Genomic DNA, 24,523 nt, shown 5'->3' on the forward strand with positions numbered 1-24,523 from the left:
TTATCAAAGCGATCAGTCCATGCAGAGCAGCATCTTTCCCCGTTGGTCCCTGATCGCGTGCGCCGCCGCCAGCCTGGCCTTGCCGCCCGTCATGGCGGCCGAACTGGGTGACATGGCCGTGCTGTCGCACGTGGGGCAGCCCCTGCTGGCCGAGATAGAACTGACGGCCCTGGCGCCCGAGGAAGCGAGCGGCGTGGCCGTGCGCCTGGCTTCGCCCGATGTGTACCGCGGCGGCGGCATCGGCATGGATCCGGCCCTGCAAACCTTGACCATCAGCCCGCTGGAGCGCGGTGGGCGCCACTATGTGCGCGTGACAACGCGGCAAGCGATCCAGGCAGGCCATGTGCACCTGTATTTATTGCTGGGCAGTGGCAATGGCGCCGTCGTGCGCCTGGGCACCTTGTGGCTGACGCCGGCCCCGCCCGCCGCCGTCGCCCCTGTCAGCGCGCCAGCCAGGCCCGCCGTTCCGGCGCCCGCGCCCGCGCCCGTGCCGCAACCGTTGCCATTGCCGCGCGCCGTCTCCGCCGCGCCGTCGCCCGATGCCGCCGCCCTGGCGGCCCGCGCGCGCGCCGAGGGCTTGGTGCGCCCGGCGCGCGTGTTCGTGCCGCCGCCCGCCGCGCCCGCGCCGCCCGCTGCCGCACTGCGTCCGGCGCCGTTGCGCCGCGCCACGGCGCCCGTCGCCGCTTGCGCGCCGCAAGCCAATATGGAGCAGGCGCAAGCATGCGTGGCGCTGGACGAGAAAAACGCGGCTTTGAATGACAAGCTCGGCGAATTGGAAGGCAAGATCGGCGCCTTGCAGCAGGCGCTGGCTCAGCCTGCCGCTGCTGCTGCCGCCGCTGCGCCGGCTGCCGCGCCGGCTGAGGCGCAGGCGCCGCATGCCAAGCCCAAGCCCCTGCACGCGGCGCCCGCAGCCGAGAAGAAGGCGGGCGGCAACGGTTTGCTGTGGCTGGGTATCGGCACCCTGGCCTTCCTGCTGTTGACGGCCCTCATCGTGTACGTCGTGCGCAAGCGCAAGCAGGCGGCGGGGCCTAGTGCGCCGTCGAAATACTGGGTCTTGCTGCGCAAGCCATTCGGCCGCAAGAAGAAGGAGGCGTCCGTGCTGACGGAAGCGGTGGAAGAGGGCGCGGCGGACGAGCCGGAACCGGAGCCGTTCTCGCGTTGATGATGTTGCAAGGGCTGCGACAAGGCGGCGCCGGAATTTGATATAAAAAAAGATATTGAAAAAAGACAGAAAAATGCTTGTATCGCGTGTTGCCTGTTTCTTAAATATGGTGATATGATTAATTCAGTGGACTTGCTCTACGACAAAACGGCCCCAGCCTGGCGCAGTCACCAACGATAGTGTGGCGCGGCAAACAGGTGTAGCGTTGCATAAACGCCTGGGTCTGGAAGCGGTTCGCGATGCCGACGATGTGCTCGCGAACGCCGGATGCAACCGGCAGCGAGGCGACGCCAGGAGATACCTGGGGCTCGCCTTCCAAATTCCCCCTCCTTGTTTCCCGAGCGCCGCAGATGGCGCGCTCCCCGGCAAGGCGGCAGACGTAAAAAAAGCACCCGCGGGTGCTTTTGTCGTTTCTGGTGCTGCCATATGGCTTACATGCGGGCGCGCGAACCTTGCATGGCGTTCGGCAGCTGCGTCATCCACGGTTCCGTGATGGTGCGGATTTCGCGGTCGTTGGCCAGGATTTGCTTGAGCAAGTCGATCTTGCGCAGGCGCGAGGCGCCGGCCAGGGCGGGTATCTTGCCCGTCATGACCGTGCTGGCGGCGCTGGCGCACTGGTTTTCCAGGGCATCCAAGTCATTCCAGTCGCTCGAACGTGCGGCCACGACCATTTTATTGGTCATTCCTGCAATATTTTCATACATCGAGATAACGTCGTTGGAGGTCATGAGCACACCCGTAACTAGTGAATGGATTACCGCTTGTCTAGATTAACGGCGTGCTTAACGGGAACTTGAGGGTGTTTTTGAAAAAAAAGTGAAAATAATCTGGATAATTTTGGCGATCCGCCGGAATCGCCCGCAAACCCGCATGGATGCAGGGTCGGCGATGCCGGCGGTGGGGGATTTATTTGACGAGTTCTTCCAATCCCGCGCTCAGTTCGGCTGGCGGCGGCATCTTGTCGACCAGTACCGAGGGCGGCAAACCGAGCGCTTCGGCCACGTTGCCGGGGTAGCAGGCGATGATTTCTTCATTGCTCAGGGCGTTTTCATCGATGCGGGCGCGCCAGGCGGCCAGGTGGATGATGGCGGCCAGGCGGTTCAGCGGCGCCTTGGCCAGCGGGTCGGGAAAGGCGGCGATGGCGTCGGCAAAGGCGCCGGGGAACTTCCAGCGGCGCGCCAGTTCGGCGCCCACCTGCGCATAGTCATAGCCCAGCGAGACCCGCTCCGCGTCGAGCCGGCGCGCATCGAGCGGTGGGGCGATCTTGTCGAGCTGCATGGCTTGCTCGGGCATGGCGGCATGGATCACCAGTTGTCCGATCGCATGCATCATGCCGATGGTGAACGCCAGGTCCTGGTTGTCGCCCGTCTGCCTGGCGATCCAGCGGGCCGACACGGCGCTGTGCAGGCTGTAGCGCCAGAATTGCGGCAGGTTCAGGCCGGGCACGGCCTTGAAGCCGCTGACCAGGCCCGAGCTGATGACGAGGGTGCGCACGGTAACAAAGCCGAGCATGAGCACGGCGTCTTCCACCGTGCCGATGCTGCGCGAGACGTGGTAATAGGCTGAATTGGCCAGCCGCAGCAGCTTGGCGCTCAAGGCCGGGTCCGCTCCCAGCTGGCGCGCGATGTCTTCGGTGGCGATGGCGGGGTTGTCGAAACTGCGCACCAGTTCATCGACGATCTTCGGGGCGGCAGGCAGGGCGTGGGGTTGCTGGAACAGCGCTTCCAGTTGCATGGCAATCTCCTTGGCGTACACGCGGCACGGGGTCGTAAAACTATAGGCCGATTTTTTGTCCGCATGCAAAAAAGTTCCGGGATGCTTTTTGCATGGGAAACAGGCTATGATTTTGACTATTCCATCGAAAGGATCGCCATGCACGGTTTGCGTTTTTCCTGGTCCCGGACGCCAGTCCAGGCCGCCATCGTCCTCGCCCTGGCCGGCGTCTCGCTGACCGGCTTGCCCGCCCGGGCGCACGGCCAGCCGGCCGCCGCCGATGTCGCTGGCGCCGCCGTCCCCGCCGCCTTGCCCGGCGACGACTTCTATGACTACGTGAATGGCGACTGGCTGCGCGGCACGGAGATTCCGGCCGACCGCAGCAGCTGGGGTTCGTTCGCCATCCTCGCCAATGCGACCAACGAGCGCATCATCGCCCTCGTCGAAGGCCTGGCGGCGGCGCCGCAGGCCGATGCCTCCGCGCGCCAGGTCAGCGATTTTTACCGTTCCTGGATGGATGAGTCGGCTATCGAAGCGAAAGGCTGGGCCCCGATCAAGCCCTTGTTGAGCAAGATCAATGGCATACGCGACCAGGCAGGGCTGGCCCGGGCGCTGGGCGAGAGCTTGCGCGCCGATGTCGATCCGCTCAATTCCACCAATTTTTATACGGAAAACCTGTTCGGCCTGTGGGTGGCGCAAGACTTGAACGACACCACGCGCAATGTCGCCTACCTGCTGCAGGGCGGACTGGGCTTGCCCGACCGCGCCTTTTACCAGGACGACAGCGCCCGCATGCAGGGCTTGCGCGCCGGCTACCAGGCGCATATCGCCGCCATGCTCAAGCAGGCCGGCTACGGCGATGCGCCGGCCCGCGCCGCGCGCGTGTTTGCGCTGGAACAGCAAATTGCCGCCAGCCACGCCAGCCGCGAGGATTCGGCCGATGTCGCCAAGGGCAACAACGCGTGGCGCGCCGCCGACTTCGCCAGCAAGGCGCCGGGCCTGGACTGGCAAGCCTTCTTCCAGGCGGCGGGCCTGGGCAAGCAGACGGATTTCATCGTCTGGCATCCGTCGGCCATGACGGGCAGCGCCGCGCTGGTGGCGAGCGTGCCGCTGGCCACGTGGAAGGATTTCCTGGCCTTCCACGCCATCAACCATTTCAGCACCACCTTGCCGAAGGCGGCCGCCGACCAGCGCTTTGCCTTCTATGGCAGCGCCCTGAGCGGCACGCCGCAGCAGTCGCCGCGCAGCAAGCGCGCGCTGGCCGCGACGAATGCGGCCCTCAGCGACGCCGTCGGCAAGCTGTACGTGGAACGCTATTTCCCGCCGGAATCGAAAGCCCGCGTGCAGGAGATGGTGACGAATATCGTCGCCGCCTTCTCGCGCCGCATCGACAAGCTGGACTGGATGGCGCCGGCCACCAAGGCGCAGGCGCAGGAAAAACTGCAAACCCTGTACGTGGGCGTGGGCTATCCGGAGCGCTGGGACAGTTACGCTGGCTTGCGCGTGGTGCGCGGCGATGCGCTGGGCAATGTACAGCGGGCGGAACAGTTCCACTATCGCCAGGAGCTGGCCAAGCTGGGCCAGTCGCCCGACCGCAAGGCCTGGGCCATGCCGGCGCAACTGGTCAACGCCGTCAACCTGCCGCTGCAAAATGCGCTGAACTTCCCGGCCGCCATCCTGCAGCCGCCATTCTTCGACCCGCAGGCATCCGACGCGGCCAATTACGGCGGCATCGGCGCCACCATCGGCCACGAGATCAGCCACAGCTTCGATGACCAGGGCGCCCAGTTCGACGCCCAGGGCAAGCTGCGCGACTGGTGGACGCCGGCCGACCTGGCGCATTTCCAGACGGCATCCAAGCAATTGGTGGCGCAGTTCGCGGCCTATAAACCATTCCCCGACCTGGCCGTGAATGGCCAGCTGACACTGAGCGAAAACCTGGCCGATCTGGCCGGCGTGGCGGCCGCGCACGATGCGTTCACCCTGTCGCAGCAGGGCAAGCCGCTGCAGGCGGGCGCCGACCGCGATTTCTTCACGGGCTATGGCGTCAGCTGGCGCAGCAAGGCGCGCGAAGCGGCGGCGCGCCAGCAAATCCTCACGGATGGCCATGCGCCGGCGCAATACCGTGCCGCCACCGTGCGCAATCTCGACGCCTGGTACCCGGCCTTCGACGTCCAGCCGGGCCAGCAGCTGTACCTGGCGCCGGAGCAGCGCGTGCGCGTCTGGTAAGAGTGCTGACGCTGCCGGCCGGGGAGCTGGTCGGCAGCGTAAAATGGCGGAACATATCGACAGGACCGCCATGCAGCCAAGCCCACCGCAAGACCCCATCCACGCCATCACGGGGCGCACCCTGGCCCATTACGACGCCAGCGCCGAGCAGTTTTTCGAAGGCACGCGCGACCACGACGTCAGCCAGAACATCGCCGCGCTGCTGGACGCCATCGGCAAGCCGGCGCCGCTGTCCATCCTCGACCTCGGTTGCGGCCCGGGCCGCGACCTGAAGGCGTTCACGGCCATGGGGCATCACGCCACGGGCGTCGATGGCTGCCCACGCTTCGTCGAGATGGCGCGCGCCTACAGCGGCTGCACCGTGTGGCAGCAGGATTTCGTCGACCTCGATTTGCCGGCCGCGCACTTCGACGGCGTGTTTGCCAATGCCGTGCTGTTCCACGTGCCCAGCGCCGTCTTGCCCGGCGTGCTGCGCGCCTTGCACGCTTGCCTGAAGCCCGGTGGCGTGCTGTTCAGCTCGAATCCGCGCGGGCAGAACCAGGAAGGCTGGAATGGCGCCCGCTACGGCAGCTATCACGACGAGGAGACGTGGGCCGCCTACGTGCAGGCGGCCGGTTTCAGCCTGCTCGACCAGTACTACCGTCCGCCGGGCTTGCCGCGCGACCAGCAGCCGTGGCTGGCCACCGTGTGGCGCAAGTCCGCGTGATCGCCGATATTGGCGCAAATTGAGCATGTGTTAGGAACCGTACAGAGCATTGATCCCCCGACCCGTAGTATGGACACATCGACACGCAGCAAGCAGTTTGCAACAGCGTGTGAGCCGCAGTACCGGCCCTTCGGGGCCGGACAACAGATGTACCAACTACAGTGAGGATCCATCATGAACAAAGATCAAGTCGAAGGTAAACTGAAGGAAGTCGGCGGTAAAATCCAGGAAGCCGCTGGCAAGATCGTCGGCAGCGAAGAACAGCAAGCCAAGGGCCTGGCAAACCAGGTCGAAGGCAAAGTGCAGAAGAAAGTCGGCGACGTCAAGGACGCGGTGGAAACCGTCACGCGCAAACCGTAATCTGGCGCACGCATAAAAAAACCGCCGCCTGTCGCGAGACAGGCGGCGGTTTTTTATTTGATGCCGGTCAAACCTATTTCACTGGATTGGCCAGGTTCTGCTTGAAGAACAGCTCGATTTTCTTGTACACGTGGCGCTGGCCCGCGCGCGACGAGATGCCGTGCTTGGCGCCCGGATACGTCATCAGGTCGAACTGCACGCCGCGGTTCACCAGCGCGTCGATCAGGCGCGTGCTGTTGCTGAACAAGACGTTATCGTCGGCCATGCCGTGCACCAGCAGCAGCGGCGACTTCAGGCCGTCCAGGTGGGCGAACACGGTGCTGGCCTTGTAGCCATCGACGTTTTCCTTCGGCATGCCGAGGAATTGCTCCGTGTAGTGGGTGTCGTACAGCGACCAGTCGGTCACGGGCGCCACGGAAACGCCCATGGCGATCTTGTCGGAGGCGGCCGACAGCAAGCGCAGGGTCATGAAGCCGCCGTAGCTCCAGCCGAACACGCCGATGCGTTTTGCATCGACGAAGCTTTGCTTGCCCAGCCAGTCGATGCCGACCAGCTGGTCCGCCACTTCCGCCGCGCCCAGGTTGTGATAGATGGCGTCCGTAAACGCGCGCTCGCGGCGCGACGAACCGCGGTTATCGAGGCGGAAGACGACAAAGCCCTGCTGCGCCATGTACTGGTCGAAGTTGTTGCCCCAGCGGCGAGCCACGTGCTGCGAGTGCGGGCCGCCATACGTCGACAGGTAGACGGGATAGCGCTTGCCGGCGTCGAAGTTCGACGGCTTGACGATCGAATAGTGCAAGGTCTGGCCATCGTTGGCCTTCAGGGTGCCGTATTCCGTCGGCAGGTGGTCCGCCTTGTACTTGTAGTACGGGTGGCTGGCGTTCAGCGCGTTTTCTTCCAGCCAGCCCACCATGGCGCCGTCCGGACGGCGGATGCTCACTTGCGGCGGCGTGGCCGGGTCCGAGTACGTGTCGACGAAGACTTCGCCATTGCGCGAGAACGTCGTGTCGTGCCAGCCATCGGCCTTGGTGACGCGCTGCGGCTTGTCGGCCGTGCTGCCGTCCAGCGCAAGGGCGTAGGTCTGCTTGTCGATGACGGCGTCGCGGTTCGACGATACGTAGACTTTACCCGTCTTCTGGTTCACGGCCAGCACGCTGTCGATGCCCCACTCGCCGGAAGTGACCGGGTGCAGCAGCTTGCCGCCCATGTCGTACAGGTACAGGTGGTTGCGGCCCGTGCGCTCGGACGACCACAGGAACTGGCCGTTCGGCAGGAAGCGCAGGTCGTCATGGATGCTGACCCAGGTCTTTGACGTTTCCGTCAGCAGGGTGCGCTGCGCCAGGGTGGCCGCATCGACGGCGACCAGGTCGAGGGTCTTCTGGTCGCGCGACTGGCGCTGGTACACGAGCGACTTGCCGTCCGCGCTCCAGTCGGCGCGCACCAGGTAGATGTCCGGGTTCGTGCCCAGGTCCACCTGGCGCTGCGCGCCCGTTTCCGGCGAGACGATCAGCAGCTGCACCAGCACGTTCGGGTCGCCCGCGGCAGGGTAGCGCTGTTCCACGACGTCGGTGCGGTCGGCGAAGATTTCGAAGCGGCGCACGACGGGTACGGGCGCTTCGTCATAGCGTTTATAGGCGATGGCGGAATCGTCGGGAGCCCAGTAGTAGCCGGTGCGCTGGCCCATTTCTTCCTGCGCCACGAATTCGGCTTCGCCGTTGCGTATCGTGCCCTTGCCATCGGTGGTCAGCTGGCGTTCCTTGTTCGTCTTGAGGTCGATCACATAGATGTTTTGATCGCGCACAAACGATACGTAGCGGCCTTTCGGCGAGATTTTCGGATCGAGCACATTGCCCTTGGCGACCAGGCGCGCCTTGTCCGGGTGGGCCGCGTCGACCAGGTACAGATTGCCGGCCAGCGGCACCAGCAGCTGCTTGCCGTCCGGCGACCAGCTGTAGCTGAGAATGCCGTTCAGGCTGGCCGTGCGCTCGCGTTCGCGGCGCGCCTGCTCTTCGGGCGAAATCGTTTCATTCGGCACCAGCGCCTTCGAGTCGACCAGGCGGTGCGTGCTCTTGTCCTTCAGCTTGAATTCCCACAGGTCGAGCTGGAACTGGTTGTCCGCGCGGCCGCGCAGGAACGTGACGCGCTCGCCGTCGGGCGAGACCTTCAGGTTGCGCACGCCGGGGCCGGCCAGCGCCGGATCGGCGTGGATGCGTTCCAGGGTCAGCTTTTCAGCCGATGCGGGAACGCTGGCCATCGCGGCCAGAAAACAAAGAATAAAACGCATGGATGTCTCGGTGATTGTAAAGGGATGTCAAGAAGATGCTTGACAGCAAACGATACCAGAGCACGGCGTTTAATGCGATAGGGCCAGCCACGGAATAATCCGGCAATTGCCTTCTTTACTTTGGCGGAAAGAGTACGGCGCTGGGGCTTTGTATGGCGAAGCAGGGAGGGCGGCATGCATAAATTGCGCGCCGCCCTGTGTCCCATGCATTGTTTCAATGCGCCGCGCGCAGGCGCTGTAGCGACAGCCGGTTCAAGTACCAGGTCAGCAGCACGGCGGCGACCGTCAAGCCCGTGACGAGGCCGATCCAGAAACCGGCGGCGCCCATCGGCTCGGCCGGCGACCAGGGGAAGCCGGCTGGCGCGAGGCCCAGCACGTAGCCGATCGGCAGCGAGAAGCCCCAGAAGGCCAGCAGCTGGATCAGCATCGGCTGGCGCGTCACCTTGTAGCCGCGGATGGCGCAGGACGTCGCCACCTGCGTCGCGTCGGACAGCTGGAACAGGGCGGCGAACAGCAGCAGCTGCGCGCACAGGGCCTGCACTTGCGGGTCGGACGTGTAGGCTTGCGCGATCTGGTGGCGGAACACGGTGATGACGGTGGCCGAGACGATGGCCGCCGTCAGCGACATGGCCACGCCCACCCACGAAATGAAGCGCGCGCGGCGCAGGTTTGCTTCGCCCACGGCGTGGCCCACGCGCGTGACCAGCGCGATGCCGAACGTGAGCGGCACCATGAAGACGACGGACGAGAAATTCAGGGCGATCTGGTGCGCGGACACCTGGATCACGCCGAAGCGCGCCACCAGCAGGCTGATGACGCCAAACGCGCTCACTTCGGCAAAGTAAGTCACGCCGATGGGCAGGCCCAGGCGCAGCATGGGGCCGATGGACGACAACTGCGGCCCTTCCCAGTGCGTGAACGGATACGTGGCGCGGTAGGCGGGCGCGATCTTGATCCAGGCCAGCATGGCCAGCAACATCATCCACACGCAGCAGGTGGTGGCCACGGCGCAGCCCACGCCGCCCATCTTCGGCATGCCCCAGTGGCCGTAGATCAGCAGGTAGTTGACGAGGATGTTCAGGCCCAGCGCGGCCAGCGCGATGACCATCACGGGCTTGGTCTGGTTGATGCTGGTGCTGTAGCCGTACAGCGCGCGGTAGGCGGCGAACGGCGGCAGCGCGCAGCTGATGATGTGCACGAACAGCTTGGCCTTGGCTGCCACGTTTGGCTCCAGCATCAGGTGGTCGAACACCAGCGCCGCCATGTTCGTCAGCAGGCAAGCCACGAGGCCCACGAGCAGCGCCTTCCACAGCGACTGGCGCACGATGTGCGGCACCCGGTCGTGGCGCGCGGCGCCGATTTCATGCGCCACCAGCGTATTGATCGCCATCATGATGCCGCTCACGGTGACGAGTACGATGGACCAGATGGCCGCGCCCAGCGAGACGGCGGCCAGTTCCTCGGGATTCGTATGGCCCGTCATCGCCACGTCGGCCGCGCCCATGCCGACGGTGGCCAGCTGGCCGATCAGGATGGGCCACGCCAGCTTCCACAGCGAAGAAATTTCAGTACGGACGGCGGGCAGGGTGAACGAGGTAGTGTGTGGCATGGTCGGCAAGCTTGACTAAACACAAGATTCTACCGGCATTCGCCGTGCTTGTCCGCCGTGCCGCCCCCGGGGGCGGCGCGCGGTAATCATTTGTTACAGCTAAGTGGGCCAGTCGCGGATAGACTGCGCGCTCTATTTGGCAAAATGACCAAATAGTCAACCGCAGTACCCTGACTATGGAGTAAGACCATGTTGAAGAAAGCTTTGAACTGCGCCCTGCTGCTGGGCGCCGCCATGACGGCCGAACTGGCCGGCGCCGGCGAACTGACGCTGTATTCGCGCGACGATTATCACGGCCGCTCGCACACCGTGCGCGACGCCGTGGCCGACCTGGAAGAGGTCCGTTTCAACGACACGACGCAAAGCATCCGCGTGCGCTCGGGCCGCTGGGAAGCGTGCGAGGAAGCCGATTTCCGCGGCGCATGCTTCCTGCTCGAGGCGGGCGAGTATCCGTCGCTGGACGGCCATGCCAACAAGATCACCTCGCTGCGCGAAGTGCGCGGCGGCTGGGATGGTTATCCGGGCCGCGACCGCGACCGGGGGCGCGACTGGGACGGCCGCCGTGACCGCGACCGCGAGCGCGGCCATTTGCCGGGGCGCGCGCTGGGCGGCGAACTGACCCTGTACACGCGCGACGACTTTGTCGGCCGCAGCCTGACCGTGCGCAATGGCGCGTCCGATCTGCGCGAACGCGACTTCAACGACACGGCGCAAAGCGTGCGCGTGCGCTCCGGCTATTGGGAAGTGTGCGAGGACGTGGATTTTCGCGGCCGCTGCCGCACCCTGGAACCCGGTGAATACGCGAGCCTGGAGCGCCTGAGCAACCGCATCTCGTCGGTGCGCGAAGTGCGCTGACGCGGGGCTGCGCGTCAGCGAAATGGCAATAATCGGCTCCCGCAGGGCCGGTTATTGCTTTTGGTAACAATTTGTTGTCCTTTTCTCATACTTTGTTACACCGTTTTTTCTACGGATGGCTACACTGACATCAGTTGTCATGTCGATCACTTGCCTTTGCCGCCACCGGAGACCGCCCCATGAATCGCCCGTTCGCTTTTGCCCTGCTGTGCGCCAGTTCGCTGTTTGTCCACCTCGCGGCGCAGGCCGGCGAGATCCGCCTGTACACCGACGATAATTTCAAGGGCAGGGTGGTGGTCTTGCGCGATACGACCGATGACCTGTCGCGCGTCAATTTCAATGACGCCGCGTCGAGCATCCAGGTCGAGTCGGGCAGCTGGGAAGTGTGCACGAATTCCGATTTCAAGGGCGATTGCAAGACGCTGGAGCGCGGCGACTACCGCTCGATGCCGGGCATGAACGACAAGATTTCATCCGTGCGCGAAGTCGGCGGCAGCGGCAGCAGCAGCGGCGGCCGCCGCGCGGCGCTGGAACTGTATGCGGACGGCGGCCAGCGCGGCGCGTCTGCCGGCATCAACGCGGACCGCGACGACCTGGTCGACATCCGCTTCAACGACCGCGCCAGCAGCGCGCGCATCGAATATGGCTACTGGCAGCTGTGCAGCGATTCCAACTACCGCGGCAGCTGCCGCGTGTTCGGACCTGGCAGTCACGATGACCTGGGTAGCCTGAGCGGGCGCGTGTCGTCGGCGCGCCTCGTCGATCCGCGCGAAGAGAACCGTCCGCAGAATAACGAGGGACTGGTGGTGCTGTACGGCCGCGCGTTCCTGAATGGCCCCGGGCTGCAGGTGAACCGCGACGTCAGCGACCTGGTGCGCCTGAACTTCAACGACCAGGCGGCCTCCATGACCATCCACGAAGGCACCTGGGAAGTGTGCACGGACTCGCAGTTCAGCGGCACCTGCGAGCGCATGGGACCGGGCAAGTATGAAACCCTGGGCGCGACGCTGGAAAAGCGCATTTCCTCGCTGCGTCGCCTGTATTGAATGCGCGACCGGGCCTTCGCCGAGGCCTTGTATTTGTTACACTAACATCCTGGCGTTTTGGCCAGGCGAATCATCACCAAAGAATGAAGAATGGAGTTAATCATGACGGGCCCTTTCAAACACGCGCTGGCATGCGCGGCGACCTTGCTGCTCTCGCTGGGGGCGCATGCAACCGCCCATGCGGGCGATATCACCTTGTTCGAGGATGATAATTTCCGGGGCCGCGCCGTGAACCTGCGCGAGACGACGGACGATTTGTCGCGCTTTGGCTTCAACGACAAGACGTCGAGCATCCTGGTGCGTTCAGGAACCTGGGACGTGTGTACCGATGCCGGCTTCCGCGGCAATTGCAAGACCCTGGGGCCGGGCGAGTACCGCTCGATGCCGGGCATGAACGACGCCATCAGTTCGGTGCGCGAATCGGGGCGCGGCGACGGCTACAATCCGGGACGCCCCGGGCGCGATCCGGACCGCGGCCATGGCGGCTATGGCCGTGGCGGCACCCTGGAAGTGTATTCGGGCGCGGGGCAGAATGGCGGCTCGGCGCGCCTGAACCGCGATACGGACGATTTCGTCAGTATCGGCTTCAACGACCGCACCACGAGCATCGTCATCTACAACGGCTACTGGCAGCTGTGCAGCGATTCGAACTACAACGGCGTGTGCCGCATCTTCGGCCCCGGCCGCCACGACGACCTGGGGCGTGGCCTCGATGGGCGCGTCTCGTCGGCGCGCATGGTCGACGAGCGCGAAGCGCGCCGCCAGCAGCAGTATGAGCAGCAGTACCAGCGGCCGCAATACGAGCAGCAGTATCCGCAACAGCAATATCCGCAACAGCAGTATCAGCAGCGCGGCGCCGTCCTGCTGTTCCCCGAAGCGGGCATGCGCGGCGAGCCGCTGGCGCTGGACCGCAATGCGGAAGACCTAGTGCGCTACAACTTCAACGACCGCGCCTCGTCCATCGTCGTCAACGAGGGCCAGTGGGAAGTGTGCAGCGATTCGAACTTCCGCGGCCGCTGCGAAGTGATCGGGCCGGGAGAATACGGGCGCCTGAACAGCATGGAAAACCAGATTTCCTCGCTGCGCCGCGTGCGCTGATCGCGTCTTGACGCGATACTGACAGGCCGCCTGCCGGGTTGATCCCGCCAGGCGGTTTTTACATTCCCTGCCGTGTGCTGACATTTGCTTGCCCTTTGTTACACTCGCCGCCTGCCGCCTGGACTACACTGGCGAAAATGTCTCAGTATTGGAGTTGTCATGGTTCGATCTTTCCGGCCCGCGCTGCTGTGCGCCGCCACCTTCCTCGCCCCCCTTGCCGCATCGGCGGGCGAAATCACCCTGTTCGAGGATGCCGGTTTCCGCGGCCGTCCGGTCACCCTGCGTTCCGATGCGGGCGACCTGTCGCGCATGGGCTTTAACGACAAGACCTCCAGCATCATCGTGCGCTCGGGCACCTGGGAAGTGTGCAAGGACGCCAATTACCGTGGCAACTGCCGCACCCTGGGGCCGGGCCGCTACGACACCATGCCGGGCATGAACGACGCCGTTTCCTCGGTGCGCGAAGTGGGCAGGCCGGGTCATGGCGGCGGCGATCACCGTCCCTACCCGCCGCGGCCGAACCGCCCGTATCCGGAGCCGGAACGCCCGTACCCTGGCCACGGCCATGGCGGCGGCCACCGTCCCGACATGAATGGCGCGGTGCTGATGTTCCCCGATGCGGGCATGCGCGGCCGGCCCGTGCGCCTGGACCGCGAAGTGCATGACTTGAGCCGCTATGGCTTCAACGACCGCGCCGAATCGATCGTCGTCAATTACGGCCGCTGGGAATTCTGCGTCGACGCGAACTTCCGCGGCCGCTGCGTGGTGATGGGGCCAGGCAGCTACGGGCGCCTGCACCATGGCCTGGATCGCCGCATTTCCTCGCTGCGCCGCGTGCGCTAGACCTTTTCCGCTGCCCTTGCACCGCCCGCGCGACCCGTGTCCCGCGGGCGGTTTGGTTTGTGCGTCCGCTGTCCTTCGGCCAATTCGTGTACTCTTCCCATAGGCACTTCAACCATGGGGAGCAGGCACGGTGGAATATAAGGATTATTACAAGGAACTTGGCGTCGAAAAGACGGCGACCGAGGCCGAGATCAAGAAGGCGTACCGCAAGCTGGTACGCAAATACCATCCCGACGTGAGCAAGGAGCCGGACGCCGACAAGCGCACCAAGGCCCTCAACGAAGCCTACGGCGTGCTGGGCGACGCGGAAAAGCGCGCCGCCTACGATGAACTGGGCCGCAGCGCGCAGGGCCATCCCAAGGGAGAGCCCTTCCGCCCGCCGCCGGACTGGGGTGCGGGCTACGAATCGTCGGGCGCCGACGACAGCGACTTCTTTGCCGACCTGTTCGCCCACGTGGGCGGGCGGCGCCGCGCCAACAGCACGTTCCAGATGCAGGGCGAGGACAGCCACGCCGCCATCACCATCGATTTGCAGGACAGCTACCAGGGCGCCAAGCGCCATATTGTCATGCGCGTGCCCGAGGCGGATGCGCAAGGCCACGTGGTGACGCGCGAGCGCACGCTGGAAGTGACGATACCGAAAGGCGTCACGGAAGGCCAGCAGCTGCGCATGAAGGGGCAGGGCAATCCGGGCAGCGGCGGCGCGCCGGCCGGCGACCTGTACCTGGAAATCCGCTTCCGGCCCGATGCGCGCTACAAGGTGGAAGGGCGCGACGTCTTCGAGACGGTGCCCGTCACGCCGTGGGAAGCGGCGCTGGGCGGCGAGATCGACGTGCCCACGCCATCGGGCACGGTGTCCGTCAGCGTGCCGCCCAATTCGCAGACGGGGCGCAAGCTGCGCCTGAAGGGGCGCGGCATCCCCGCCGCCCAGCCGGGCGACCTGTATCTGCTGCTGGAAGTGGTGCTGCCGCCGGCGAACGATGACAAGGCGCGCGAACTGTATGCAACCATGGCGCGCGAGATGGCTTTCAATCCGCGCCAGAAGCTGGGAGGGTAAATCATGACAAACAAGGTAATTGGCGAATTGCTGGAAGACCGTGCCCTGAGCCTGGAAGAACTGGCGCGCGCCTGCGCCGTGGAGCCGGATTGGGTGGTGCAGCACGTGCAGACGGGCGTGCTGCTGCAAAATGGCCCGCCGGCGGGGCAACTCACGGCCTGGCGTTTCACGAGCCTGGACCTGGTGCGCGCGCGCCGCCTGCACGAAATCGAATCCGTGTTCGACGCGAACGCCGAACTGGCCGCGCTGGTGGTCGACTTGTCGGAAGAAGTGGCGCGCCTGCGGCGCCGCCTGCACGTGCTGGGCGTCGAGTAGACCTTATGCCGGCTCGCCGTGCCGCTGCACGGTGAGCCGGGCAATATAGAACTGCCCGTCGACGACCACCCGGTGCGGGATGCCGGCCACGTCGAAGCCGGGGCCGCCGTCTTCCATCCATTCCTGCGCCAGCGAATCGAATTGCTGCGGCGTCATGCGCAGCATCTGCGCCGTGATGACGAAGCGCGCGCCAGGTTTTTGTTTGTTGACGAAGTCGTCGATGCCGGCCATGTGGTTCCTTATTAAAGTGTTACCCGCATCATACCTGTGTCAATTGTGAACTCACAACGCCTAACAAAACCGTAGCGAGCGGCAGCGATTTGTGGCTAAGAAGCGCAACCGTACTTTAGTACGGTGAGCATCGCAGGCCGCAAAGCGCGACGCGCAGTAGGTTTTGTTTGGCGTTTAAAACCCTTGGGCCAGTAGCGGCAACTGCTCCGCGAACCGCTCCGTCAGCCACTTGCCCGCCTGGCCCGGCGGCGTGTCGGCGCGCTGGATCAGATAAATCGGGTAATTCTCGCCATTGTCGACGGCCAGCGGCAGGTGCACCAGGCGGCCTTCCGCCAGGTCGTCGCGCACCATCGCTTCGGGCATGTTGCCCCAGCCCAGGCCCGCGCGCAGCAGTGCGTGCTTGGAACCGAGGTCGCCCAGGCGCCAGTTGCGCAATCCCAGCACGCCGAAATCCTGGCCTTCCGTCAGCACGCTGCGGTCGCTGAGCACCAGCTGCACGTGTTCGCGCGCCACGTTGGAGGAAATCGGGCCTGCCAGCTGCGCCAGCGCGTGGCTGGGCGCGGCCACGGGAATCAGGCGCACGTGGCCCACGGCCAGGCGCTCGAAGACGCTGGCCGTGGCCGTCATCCAGCCACCGAGGCCGATATGGCAGCTGCCATCCATCACCAGTTGCGCCACGGCGCCCATCGCCTCGATGCGCAGGCGCAGGGCGACGGTGGGGAACTGCGCCTGGAACGCTTCGAGCACGCGCACCAGCACGCAGGTGGGAAACATCACGTCGACCACCACCGACACTTCCGCCTCCAGCCCGCCGGCCAAGGCTTTGGCACGCGCGCGCATGCCGTCGACCTTCAGGGCCACGGCGCGCGCGTCGGCCAGCAGGGCCTTGCCCGCGTCCGTCAGGGTGGGCTTGCGCTTGCCGCGGTCGAGCAGCACCACGTTCAGTTGTTCTTCCAGGTTGGCGATGGTGTAGCTGATCACCGACTGCGTGCGGTGCAACTGGCGCGCCGCGTGGGCGAAACCGCCCGCGTCGATGACGGCGACAAACACGCGCAACTGGTCGAGCGAAGGCTGGCCCGGTTCTCTCATGCTGACTCCATATCTAGAAATTCGATGCTAATCATTTATATTTACACGGTTTTCTCGATGGTAGACCCGAACTATGCTGTGTGCAAGGGCTGCGATGCGGCCATTCCCGTCACCCATCTTCACAGGAGCACTTCATGAGCAAGGTCTTATACATTAATAGCAGTGTGCGCAACAGCGGTTCCCTTTCTCGTCAATTGTCCGGCGAATTCGTCGCCAAACTGGCCGCGCAAGGGGCCAGCGTCGTCGAACGCGACCTGGCGGCGCAGCCCGTGCCGCACTTGACGGAAGAGGTGATGGGCGCCTTCTTCACCCCGGCCGACCAGCGCAGCGCGCAGGCGGCAGCGGCCGTGCAATTGTCCGATACCCTGGTTGACGAATTGCTGGCGGCCGACGTGCTGGTGCTGGCCGCGCCCATGTACAACTTTTCCGTGCCCTCGACCCTGAAGGCGTGGATCGACCACGTGGCGCGCGCGGGCCGCACGTTCCAGTACACGGCGACGGGCCCGGTCGGCTTGGCCACGGGCAAGAAAGCGGTCATTTTCACGGCCAGCGGCGGCGTCTACAGCGAAGGCCCCGGCGCCGCGTATGACTACCTGAGCACTTATCTGCGCACGGCGCTGGGCTTCATCGGCATCACCGAGATCGAGTTCGTGCAAGCCGAAGGCGTGGCCATGGGCGAGGAAGCCGTCAGCAGCGCGATCGCCAAGGGCCGCGCCTCGATCGAAGCCCTGGCTGCCTGAATCAGGCTCGCCTCTAGTTCCAAAGGGGGATTGCCAATCTGCCATGGTTGACATAAGCTTGCCGGCGGCACGCCCCGTGCCGGCCCGGCGAGCGGTTCGCCATGAAAGTCCCTCATGCACAAGTTGGCAAGCGCAATATTGTTCGGATGTTCTTTGTTTTCAGCAGGCATTGCGCTGGCGCAAACTGCGCCAGCTGCGCCGTCCCACGTGGGGCGCCATGCCTCCACGCCCGAAGATATCCGCGCCATCGAAAAAGTCGTTGCCGATTTCCAGGCGGCCCTGATCGCCAAGGATGTCAAGCTGCTGTCGTCGCTGCTGCTGCATACGAACATCCTGTTCGCCTCGCCTGCCGACGACGATTTCATCAAGAAAATGCGCGACACGACGGACGTCCACTTCGACGGCGTCGGGGCGGCCGGCTATGTCGGTTTCGCCAACTTCATCAAGCGCGAACCGCAGCGCACGGAAGAAAAATTCTACAACGTCAAGATCACCCAGGACCGCCATGTCGCGTGGGTCAACTTCGACTACGAATTCCTCGTCGGCAATAAATTGTCCAACTATGGCGTGGAAGCGTGGCAAATGGTCAAGCGCGATGGCGAATGGAAAATCCTCAGCGTCGTGTGGTCCATGCATTCCGCGGCCGAGGCCGGAAAGTAGGGGGCCGGCGACGCCGCGTCAGTCGCGCGGCAGCTCGCGAATTTCCACCGTCCCCCCTGCGTTCAGTACGGGGTTTCCGATTAACAATTTTTTTGCATCGTCTATACTTTCAGCTTGTACACGTATATAACCTGACAAGTGTGGCGTGACCGGTTTGGCCTGGCCGGACCGGTGCACGCAGATACCGGGACCGATGGAACTGCCGCCGCAGAAGCGGCCGCTGGCCCTGAGCATGGCGAAGTAATCTTCCCAGGCCGGCGTGGCGACGTCCACCGGTGTTTCCGTGTCGTCGTGCATGAAGATGAGGTAGTCATTCATCCATTTTCTCCTGTGCCGCGTTATAAAAACAAAGCCGCATCGGGTATCCCGAGCAGGCGTGAACGCATGGTTTTACCTTTTTACCGCGTCAGTCCGTAGAGACAAGCTGTCCGGCCATGTCATTTTTGGAGCGAACATCGTGCCGATAAAGTATGTTGATTTTTATGAGGTGAATTACACGGCGGAACCCTTGCGGGGCTGCAAGCTATGGGGCGCCTACGTTGCCATCTATGCCCCGTCGCGCAACCCCATGCACCGGGTCAACCTGGTGAAAAAGCGCCGGGTATCGGCCGACCACCAGTTTACAACGGAAGCGGACGCCGTGGCGGAAGCGGGCGAGGTGGCCGTCAAGCTGGTCGAGCGGCGCCAGCGCCGCTATGTCTTCCACCCCTGAAGCTCGCGTGGCTTGTTTCGGCGCAAGTTATTGCGAATGAGCACAGTCCGGGCGTAGCCGGTGCAGGCGCGCCGGCGCAGTTGCCCGTATCATGCGAACTATTGCCACGCCAGAGGACCGCCATGAAACGCCAGTTGCACCTGCTCGTCATCGATCCGCAAAACGATTTTTGCGACTTGCCTGCCGCATGGCTGCCGCCAGACGCCGCACCGGCGCTGGCCGTGTCCGGCGCCCACGCCGACATGCTGCGCGTGGCGCAACTGATCCGCGAAGGGGGCGGCGGTTTGACGCAGATCAGCATCACGCTCGATGCGCACCACCGTTACGACATCGCCCACCCCGCCTTCTGGCGCACGGGCGATGGCGGCGCCGTGCCGCCATTTACGCAGATCAGCGCGCAGCAGGTGCGCGACCGCCTGTTCCTGCCCGCCGCCAGCGGCGCCTTGCCGCGTGCGCTGGCCTATCTGGATGCCTTGCAGCAAGCGGGGCGCTATCAATTGATGGTGTGGCCCGTGCATTGCGAGATCGGCAGCTGGGGGCAGAATGTCCACGCGGCCGTGCGCGCCGCCTACAACGCGTGGGAAGTGGAGCGGCTGCAAGTGGTGGCCAAGCTGAGCAAGGGTTCGAATCCATGGACCGAGCATTACTCTGCCGTCATGGCGGAAGTGCCCGATCCGCAGGATGCGGCCACCCAGCTCAACCGCGCCTTCCTCGATACCTTGCTGCCGGCGCAGCAGATTTATATCACCGGCGAAGCGGGCAGCCACTGCGTGAAAGCCAGCACGGAGCACATCGCCGACTACCTGCAAGCGCAGCAGGGACCGCAGGCGTTGGCGCGCCTGGTCTTGCTGACGGACTGCATGAGCCCCGTCACGGGCTTTGAAGCACAGCAGCGCGACTTCCTGGCCGCCATGCAAGCGCGCGGCGCGCGGCTGGCCACCTCCGCCGACGTCTTGCCCGAACTGCAGGCGAACGCGATTGCCTGAGCCATTGTCGATTGTGTCCTGCTGAAATGCTTGCAGTGGCGTACTATTCTGGCTTCAGGAAGTTGGAGAAAACACACATGACCCCGATAGTGCGCAGTTTGCTGGAAACCGATCTGTATAAATTTACAATGTGGCAAGCATTGCTGCACGGTCATCCGAATACCCATACCGAATACGAATTTGTCTGCCGCAACGCCACGGCCTTTCCCCTGGCCGAACTGAAGGGCGAGCTGGAAGAGCAGCTCGACCATTTATGCTCGATGTCGTTTGCCGACGACGAGCTGGCCTATCTGCGCACCCTGCGTTTCATGAAGAGCGATTTCGTCGACTTTTTGACGGTGTTCCGCTTCCAGCGCAAGTTCATCGAAGTGAGCACGGATGGCGACACCTTGCTCGTGCACGCGGCCGGGCCGCAAGTGCACGTGATGGGCTTCGAGATTTTCGTGTTGTACATCATCAACGAACTGTATTTCCGCCGTTTCGACCTGGACGCGGCCATGCGCGAAGGGCGCCACCGCCTGGGCTTGAAAGTGGCGGCCGTGAAGGAATTCGGCAAGCTGCCAAGGCGCAAGCACCCATTCGAATTTTCCGATTTCGGCGTGCGCCGGCGCTTTTCCGGCGCCTGGCATGACGAAGTGGTGCAGCGCCTGGCGCGCGAGGTGCCCGAATATTTCAAGGGCACGTCGAATGTCTACCTGGCGAAAAAGCTCGGCATCGTGCCGATCGGCACCATGGCCCATGAATACATGCAATCGTTCCAGTCGTTTGGCGTGCGCCTGCGCGACTTTCAAAAGGCGGCACTGGAAGACTGGGTGCAGGAATACCGGGGCGACCTGGGCATCGCCCTGACAGACGTGGTCGGCATGGACGCCTTCCTGGCCGACTTCGACCTGTATTTCGCCAAGCTGTTCGACGGCTTGCGCCACGATTCGGGCGACCCCGTCGAGTGGGGCGAGAAGGCGCTGGCCCATTACGCGGCCCTGCGCATCGACGCCAATACCAAGCGCCTCGTGTTTTCCGACGGCCTGGACCTGGACAAGGCATTCGCCCTGTACCAGCACTTCGCCGACCGCATCATGACGGGCTTCGGCATCGGCACCAATCTCACCAACGATGTCGGTTTGACGCCGCTCAACATCGTCATGAAACTGGTGCGCTGCAATGGCCAGTCCGTGGCGAAATTGTCGGATTCGCCGGGCAAGACCCTGTGCAAGGATGAAACTTTCCTTGCCTACTTGCGGCAAGTGTTTCACCACCCTGCCGTTTAAGGCGCCGGCACGGACATTGACAGCCCGTGCCGCCTGCCGATATTAAAACCCGGTCACCACCGTGTTCATGTGCTCGACCTGGGGCGGGGCGGCGAAGAATTCGCCCACCAGGCCGCGCCATGCCTGGAAGTCGTCGCTGCCGCGGAAATGCACGGTGTGGTCTTCCAGCGTCGTCCAGCCCACGACGAGGCGGTAGGCGTCGCCGTTTTCGATCGAGCGCTCCAGGCGCATCGACTCGCAGCCGCGCGCGCGCTGGAACAGGGGGATGGCTTTCGTCACGGCCGCTTCGAAGGCAGCGTGCGTGGCCGATTTGATCTGGATGTGGGCAATTTCAAAAATCATGGCAAGTTCCACTGAGGAATGAAGGAAGCTTGATCTTGCCATAATTCGGCCGCGCGGGGGAGAGCGCCTCAGCCAGCGAGCGTAGCGACGCCTGCGCGCCGCCCGCCCGCGTGGCTGGCCGTGCGCTGGTCGATATCGCAGCCGTGATGCGTCTGCACGATGGCGTGCGCCCGTTCCCGTTCATGCGCATTGCCGATGGCCACGACGAGGCGGAACATGCCGCGCCACGCGGCCTTGCCCTGTATGGGGACGGTGGGGACGGCCTCGTCGTCGACCGTGTCGAGCTGCACGGCCTGCGCGGGGAAACCATCGTCGAGCAGGGCGCTGCGGGCCTGCTGCGCATCGGCAAAATGGTCGAAGATACGGATCAGGGCAGGCGCAGCAAGGGGGCTGGTGGCGGTGTGCATGGCCAGGCTTTCGAGAGGGGGCGTCCGAGTTTGACCTGCCAGCCTGTAAAAAATTCTGCCTCAGCCTGTAAAATCCTCGATCAAGGCGCAAAAGTTTGATAAATATCCAGTATGGTTGCCAAGTCGCGCTAAGATACGCCCTGCGGTGTGTCCTGCAGGCAAGGATATGGGATCAATCTTTCATAGGAGAACTAAATGGCAGCGAAGAAAATTCTGTTTTTGACCGGCGATTTTGCAGAAGATTATGAGACGATGGTGCCGTTCCAGGCCCTGCTGATGCTCGGCCATACCGTGCATGCCGTGTGTCCCGGCAAGAAGAGCGGCGAGACGATCAAGACGGCCATCCACGATTTCGAGGGCGACCAGACCTACACGGAAAAGCCGGGCCATTTGTTCACCCTGAACGCCAGCTTCGACGACATTGACCCGGCGCACTATGACGCCGTGATGATCGCCGGCGGCCGTGCCCCCGAATACCTGCGCCTGAACGAGAAAGTCATCGCCGCCGTGCGTCATTTCGCCGACGCGGGCAAGCCTGTCGCGGCCGTCTGCCACGGCGCGCAATTGCTGGCCGCCGCCGACGTCATCCGCGGCAAGCGCATTTCCGCCTATCCCGCCTGCGCGCCGGAAGTGAAGCTGGCGGGCGGCACGTATGCCGACATCGCCGTCACGGACGCCGTCACGGATGGCCAGTTCGTCACGGCGCCCGCGTGGCCCGCGCATCCGGCCTGGCTGGCGCAGTTCGTCAAGCTGCTCGGTACCGAGATCCGTTTGTAACCTTTACCAGCCCGGCAGGCCGCAGCGCTTGCCGGGCGCACTACTTTTCAGATTCGAGTTCTTCATGCATGCGCCGCGCAGTCAATCTTCCCGCAAACAACTTCCAGCGTCGCGCTGGCGCCAGCGCCGCCTGGCGCAAGCCGAGTCGGGCCTGAGCGCCGCGCAGGAACGCCAGCTGGCCACTCTGCACGAGATTTCCACCTTGCTGGCGGGACAGCACGCCATCGATGCGCTGTGCCGCGGCTTCCTGCGCCACGTGATGCAGTTCGCGCAAGCGGAAGGGGGCACCGTGCGCATCCTCGATCCGCAGCACGATACCGTGCACATCATCGTGCACGAGGGCATTTCCGACGCCATGGTGGAAGAGGAACACTGCATCCGCAACAACGATTGCCTGTGCGGCGCGGCCGTGGCGCAGGGCGTGATCCAGATCCGCGATTTCCGCCAGGTCGATGCCTTGCAGCGCTACCGTTGCCAGGACGAAGGATTTATCGCCATCGCCGTCTTTCCCATCCTCGCGCGCGACCAGGTGGTGGGCAGTTTTTCGCTGCACTTTGCGCGCCCGCAAGCCGTGCATGCGCAGCAGCAGGGCTGGCTGGAAACGCTGGGCCAGAGCCTGGGCATCGCCATCGAAAACCAGCGCCTGATCGCGCGCGAAAAGGAATTCGCCGTGGCGCGCGAACGCAGCCTGCTGGCCGAAGGCTTGCATGACAGCATTGCGCAAAGCCTCAACTTCATCAGCCTGCAAGTGCAGATGCTCGACGATTCCGTGCGCCGGGGCCAGCTCGACGAAGCGGCCGAAGTGTTGCCGCTGATGCGCATGGGCGTCGAGCAAAGCTACCAGGACGTGCGCGAATTGCTGGTCAATTTCCGCACGCGCTGGCATGGCAGCGACCTGGAAAGCAAGCTGTCGGAAGTGCTGGCCAAGTTCGAGCTGCAGACGGGCGTCGTCGGCACCCTGGACATGAGCGGCAATGGCGCGCCGCTGGCGCCCGAGCAACAGTTGCAGATCCTGTTCATCGTGCAGGAAGCGCTGTCGAATATCCGCAAGCACGCGCAGGCGAGCAACGTGGCGCTGCGCGTGGTCAACGGGCGCGATTTCGCGCTGCAGGTGCGCGACGATGGCGAAGGCTTCGCCGCCAACCTGCGCGACAAGAAAACGGAATTGCAGATCGGCTTGCGTATCATGCAGGAAAGAGCCGAGCGGCTCGGTGCGCAATTTGCCATCGACAGCACGCCCGGCGGCGGCACGACGATCTCGCTGGCCTTGCCGGCAGCCCGGCGCCAGGCCGCGTAACAGATGACTTATCCCTATCAGGCCACAAACATAGTGAACGCACCAATCAAAATCCTGCTGGTCGACGACCACACCTTGCTGCGCAGCGGCGTCAAGCTGCTGCTGCAGCGCAATCCTCAATTCCAGGTGGTGGGCGAGGCATCGAACGGGCTGGACGGCGTGCGCCTGACGGCCGAACTGCGGCCCGACGTGGTGCTGATGGACTTGAACATGCCCGGCGTGTCCGGCGTCGAGGCGCTGCAGCTGATCTTGCAGGACTTGCCGCAGATGGTCGTGCTGATGCTGACCGTGTCGGAAAACGCGGCCGACCTGGGCGCGGCCCTGCGCGCGGGCGCGCGCGGCTACCTGCTGAAAAATATCGAAGCCGAGCAGCTGGGCCAGGCCATTTGCCGCGCCGCCGCCGGCGAATCCGTGATCGCCGACGCCATGACGGCCAAGCTGGTGTCGCAGTTCCGCGCGGGGCAGAACGCGCCCCAGGCCGACTATGACAAGCTGACGCCGCGCGAACGCGAAGCCATGGCTTGCCTGGCGCAAGGATTGAGCAACAAGGAAATCGCGCGCCAGCTCGATGTGGCCGAAAGCACGGTGAAAATCCACGTGCAAAACATCCTCAAAAAGCTTAAGCTCAGCAGCCGCGTGCAGATCGCCGTGTATGCCGTCGAGCGTGAGTTGAGCAAATAAAGATCAAACAAAGTGCAAATAGTGCGCAAGGAATGCGCGATTGTTTGATCTGCATG

27 protein-coding genes are annotated in these 24,523 nt (G+C 64.1%); 18 read left to right on the forward strand and 9 right to left on the reverse strand.

Features of this window, described 5'->3' with window-relative positions; all coding sequences use genetic code 11:
- Positions 1 to 19 precede the first annotated feature (19 nt).
- Positions 20 to 1,162, forward strand: a complete 1,143-nt coding sequence (locus OX460_RS22200) for a hypothetical protein (protein ID WP_289899952.1) — start codon at positions 20 to 22, stop codon at positions 1,160 to 1,162.
- A gap of 431 nt (positions 1,163 to 1,593) precedes the next feature.
- On the opposite strand, the gene OX460_RS22205 is transcribed toward OX460_RS22200, so the two are convergent.
- Both OX460_RS22205 and OX460_RS22210 read right to left on the reverse strand, forming a co-directional pair.
- A complete protein-coding gene (locus OX460_RS22205; protein WP_289899953.1) occupies positions 1,594 to 1,845 on the reverse strand; it encodes a flagellar protein FliT in 252 nt (83 codons plus the stop codon).
- Positions 1,846 to 2,068: 223 nt separating this feature from the next.
- Positions 2,069 to 2,896: an HDOD domain-containing protein gene (locus OX460_RS22210; protein ID WP_099668200.1), complete on the reverse strand. Its 828-nt coding sequence runs from the start codon at positions 2,894 to 2,896 to the stop codon at positions 2,069 to 2,071.
- A 138-nt stretch (positions 2,897 to 3,034) separates the two neighbouring features.
- Between OX460_RS22210 and OX460_RS22215 the strand changes: the two genes are divergently transcribed.
- From OX460_RS22215 to OX460_RS22225, 3 genes are all read left to right on the forward strand, one after another.
- Positions 3,035 to 5,104 (forward strand): M13 family metallopeptidase, encoded by a 2,070-nt coding sequence (locus OX460_RS22215; protein ID WP_289899954.1) that lies wholly within the window; start codon positions 3,035 to 3,037, stop codon positions 5,102 to 5,104.
- Between the two features lie 70 nt (positions 5,105 to 5,174).
- On the forward strand, positions 5,175 to 5,810 hold the full coding sequence (locus tag OX460_RS22220) for a class I SAM-dependent methyltransferase (RefSeq protein ID WP_289899955.1): 636 nt from the start codon (positions 5,175 to 5,177) through the stop codon (positions 5,808 to 5,810).
- A 174-nt stretch (positions 5,811 to 5,984) separates the two neighbouring features.
- On the forward strand, positions 5,985 to 6,170 hold the full coding sequence (locus tag OX460_RS22225) for a CsbD family protein (protein WP_077400637.1): 186 nt from the start codon (positions 5,985 to 5,987) through the stop codon (positions 6,168 to 6,170).
- Positions 6,171 to 6,243: 73 nt separating this feature from the next.
- Here OX460_RS22225 and OX460_RS22230 read toward each other — a convergent pair whose 3' ends face one another.
- A complete protein-coding gene (locus tag OX460_RS22230; protein ID WP_289899956.1) occupies positions 6,244 to 8,454 on the reverse strand; it encodes a S9 family peptidase in 2,211 nt (736 codons plus the stop codon).
- A 214-nt stretch (positions 8,455 to 8,668) separates the two neighbouring features.
- The gene (locus tag OX460_RS22235) at positions 8,669 to 10,063 is read right to left on the reverse strand and encodes an MATE family efflux transporter (RefSeq protein WP_289899957.1); all 1,395 of its coding nucleotides are present in this window, start codon (positions 10,061 to 10,063) and stop codon (positions 8,669 to 8,671) included.
- Positions 10,064 to 10,252: 189 nt separating this feature from the next.
- Here OX460_RS22235 and OX460_RS22240 point away from each other — a divergent pair, with 189 nt between their 5' ends.
- The 6 genes from OX460_RS22240 to OX460_RS22265 all read left to right on the forward strand — a co-directional run bounded on the left by OX460_RS22240 (position 10,253) and on the right by OX460_RS22265 (position 15,277).
- Positions 10,253 to 10,918, forward strand: a complete 666-nt coding sequence (locus OX460_RS22240; protein WP_289899958.1) for a beta/gamma crystallin family protein — start codon at positions 10,253 to 10,255, stop codon at positions 10,916 to 10,918.
- A gap of 179 nt (positions 10,919 to 11,097) precedes the next feature.
- Positions 11,098 to 11,964 (forward strand): beta/gamma crystallin-related protein, encoded by an 867-nt coding sequence (locus OX460_RS22245; RefSeq protein ID WP_289899959.1) that lies wholly within the window; start codon positions 11,098 to 11,100, stop codon positions 11,962 to 11,964.
- A gap of 102 nt (positions 11,965 to 12,066) precedes the next feature.
- Positions 12,067 to 13,062 (forward strand): beta/gamma crystallin-related protein, encoded by a 996-nt coding sequence (locus tag OX460_RS22250; protein WP_180278612.1) that lies wholly within the window; start codon positions 12,067 to 12,069, stop codon positions 13,060 to 13,062.
- Between the two features lie 159 nt (positions 13,063 to 13,221).
- Positions 13,222 to 13,905 (forward strand): beta/gamma crystallin-related protein, encoded by a 684-nt coding sequence (locus OX460_RS22255; protein WP_099665184.1) that lies wholly within the window; start codon positions 13,222 to 13,224, stop codon positions 13,903 to 13,905.
- 130 nt (positions 13,906 to 14,035) lie between these two features.
- Complete coding sequence (locus OX460_RS22260) at positions 14,036 to 14,962, forward strand: DnaJ C-terminal domain-containing protein (protein ID WP_099665183.1); 927 nt, start codon at positions 14,036 to 14,038, stop codon at positions 14,960 to 14,962.
- A gap of 3 nt (positions 14,963 to 14,965) precedes the next feature.
- Positions 14,966 to 15,277 carry a MerR family transcriptional regulator gene (locus OX460_RS22265; RefSeq protein ID WP_046685292.1) on the forward strand — a complete coding sequence of 104 codons (312 nt, stop codon included), beginning with the start codon at positions 14,966 to 14,968 and terminating at the stop codon, positions 15,275 to 15,277.
- Positions 15,278 to 15,280: 3 nt separating this feature from the next.
- Here OX460_RS22265 and OX460_RS22270 read toward each other — a convergent pair whose 3' ends face one another.
- Entirely contained in the window at positions 15,281 to 15,508 is a 228-nt protein-coding gene (locus OX460_RS22270) for a hypothetical protein (protein ID WP_099665181.1), read from the reverse strand.
- 174 nt (positions 15,509 to 15,682) lie between these two features.
- A complete protein-coding gene (locus OX460_RS22275; protein WP_251349921.1) occupies positions 15,683 to 16,597 on the reverse strand; it encodes a LysR family transcriptional regulator in 915 nt (304 codons plus the stop codon).
- Between the two features lie 134 nt (positions 16,598 to 16,731).
- Here OX460_RS22275 and OX460_RS22280 point away from each other — a divergent pair, with 134 nt between their 5' ends.
- Both OX460_RS22280 and OX460_RS22285 read left to right on the forward strand, forming a co-directional pair.
- Positions 16,732 to 17,337, forward strand: coding sequence for an FMN-dependent NADH-azoreductase (locus OX460_RS22280; protein WP_289899960.1), 606 nt, complete (start codon positions 16,732 to 16,734; stop codon positions 17,335 to 17,337).
- A 153-nt stretch (positions 17,338 to 17,490) separates the two neighbouring features.
- Positions 17,491 to 17,997, forward strand: coding sequence for a nuclear transport factor 2 family protein (locus OX460_RS22285; protein ID WP_289899961.1), 507 nt, complete (start codon positions 17,491 to 17,493; stop codon positions 17,995 to 17,997).
- An 18-nt stretch (positions 17,998 to 18,015) separates the two neighbouring features.
- Here OX460_RS22285 and OX460_RS22290 read toward each other — a convergent pair whose 3' ends face one another.
- Positions 18,016 to 18,315 carry a hypothetical protein gene (locus tag OX460_RS22290; RefSeq protein ID WP_099665177.1) on the reverse strand — a complete coding sequence of 100 codons (300 nt, stop codon included), beginning with the start codon at positions 18,313 to 18,315 and terminating at the stop codon, positions 18,016 to 18,018.
- 139 nt (positions 18,316 to 18,454) lie between these two features.
- Here OX460_RS22290 and OX460_RS22295 point away from each other — a divergent pair, with 139 nt between their 5' ends.
- From OX460_RS22295 to pncB, 3 genes are all read left to right on the forward strand, one after another.
- A complete protein-coding gene (locus tag OX460_RS22295) occupies positions 18,455 to 18,709 on the forward strand; it encodes a hypothetical protein (RefSeq protein ID WP_099665176.1) in 255 nt (84 codons plus the stop codon).
- A 122-nt stretch (positions 18,710 to 18,831) separates the two neighbouring features.
- Positions 18,832 to 19,695 (forward strand): cysteine hydrolase, encoded by an 864-nt coding sequence (locus OX460_RS22300; protein WP_289899962.1) that lies wholly within the window; start codon positions 18,832 to 18,834, stop codon positions 19,693 to 19,695.
- Between the two features lie 77 nt (positions 19,696 to 19,772).
- Entirely contained in the window at positions 19,773 to 20,963 is a 1,191-nt protein-coding gene (pncB, locus tag OX460_RS22305) for a nicotinate phosphoribosyltransferase (protein WP_099665174.1), read from the forward strand.
- A gap of 42 nt (positions 20,964 to 21,005) precedes the next feature.
- Here pncB and OX460_RS22310 read toward each other — a convergent pair whose 3' ends face one another.
- Entirely contained in the window at positions 21,006 to 21,305 is a 300-nt protein-coding gene (locus tag OX460_RS22310) for an antibiotic biosynthesis monooxygenase family protein (protein ID WP_034781921.1), read from the reverse strand.
- 68 nt (positions 21,306 to 21,373) lie between these two features.
- Positions 21,374 to 21,712, reverse strand: coding sequence for a hypothetical protein (locus OX460_RS22315; RefSeq protein ID WP_289899963.1), 339 nt, complete (start codon positions 21,710 to 21,712; stop codon positions 21,374 to 21,376).
- A gap of 195 nt (positions 21,713 to 21,907) precedes the next feature.
- Between OX460_RS22315 and OX460_RS22320 the strand changes: the two genes are divergently transcribed.
- The 3 genes from OX460_RS22320 (at position 21,908) to OX460_RS22330 (ending at position 24,467) form a co-directional block, all read left to right on the forward strand.
- Positions 21,908 to 22,489 (forward strand): DJ-1/PfpI family protein, encoded by a 582-nt coding sequence (locus OX460_RS22320; protein ID WP_099665171.1) that lies wholly within the window; start codon positions 21,908 to 21,910, stop codon positions 22,487 to 22,489.
- Between the two features lie 64 nt (positions 22,490 to 22,553).
- The gene (locus OX460_RS22325) at positions 22,554 to 23,786 is read left to right on the forward strand and encodes a GAF domain-containing protein (RefSeq protein WP_099665170.1); all 1,233 of its coding nucleotides are present in this window, start codon (positions 22,554 to 22,556) and stop codon (positions 23,784 to 23,786) included.
- Positions 23,787 to 23,789: 3 nt separating this feature from the next.
- The gene (locus OX460_RS22330; RefSeq protein WP_170846465.1) at positions 23,790 to 24,467 is read left to right on the forward strand and encodes a response regulator; all 678 of its coding nucleotides are present in this window, start codon (positions 23,790 to 23,792) and stop codon (positions 24,465 to 24,467) included.
- Positions 24,468 to 24,523 lie beyond the last annotated feature (56 nt).

This window comes from Janthinobacterium sp. SUN033 (genome assembly GCF_030397595.1).
Lineage (GTDB): Bacteria > Pseudomonadota > Gammaproteobacteria > Burkholderiales > Burkholderiaceae_D > Janthinobacterium > Janthinobacterium kumbetense.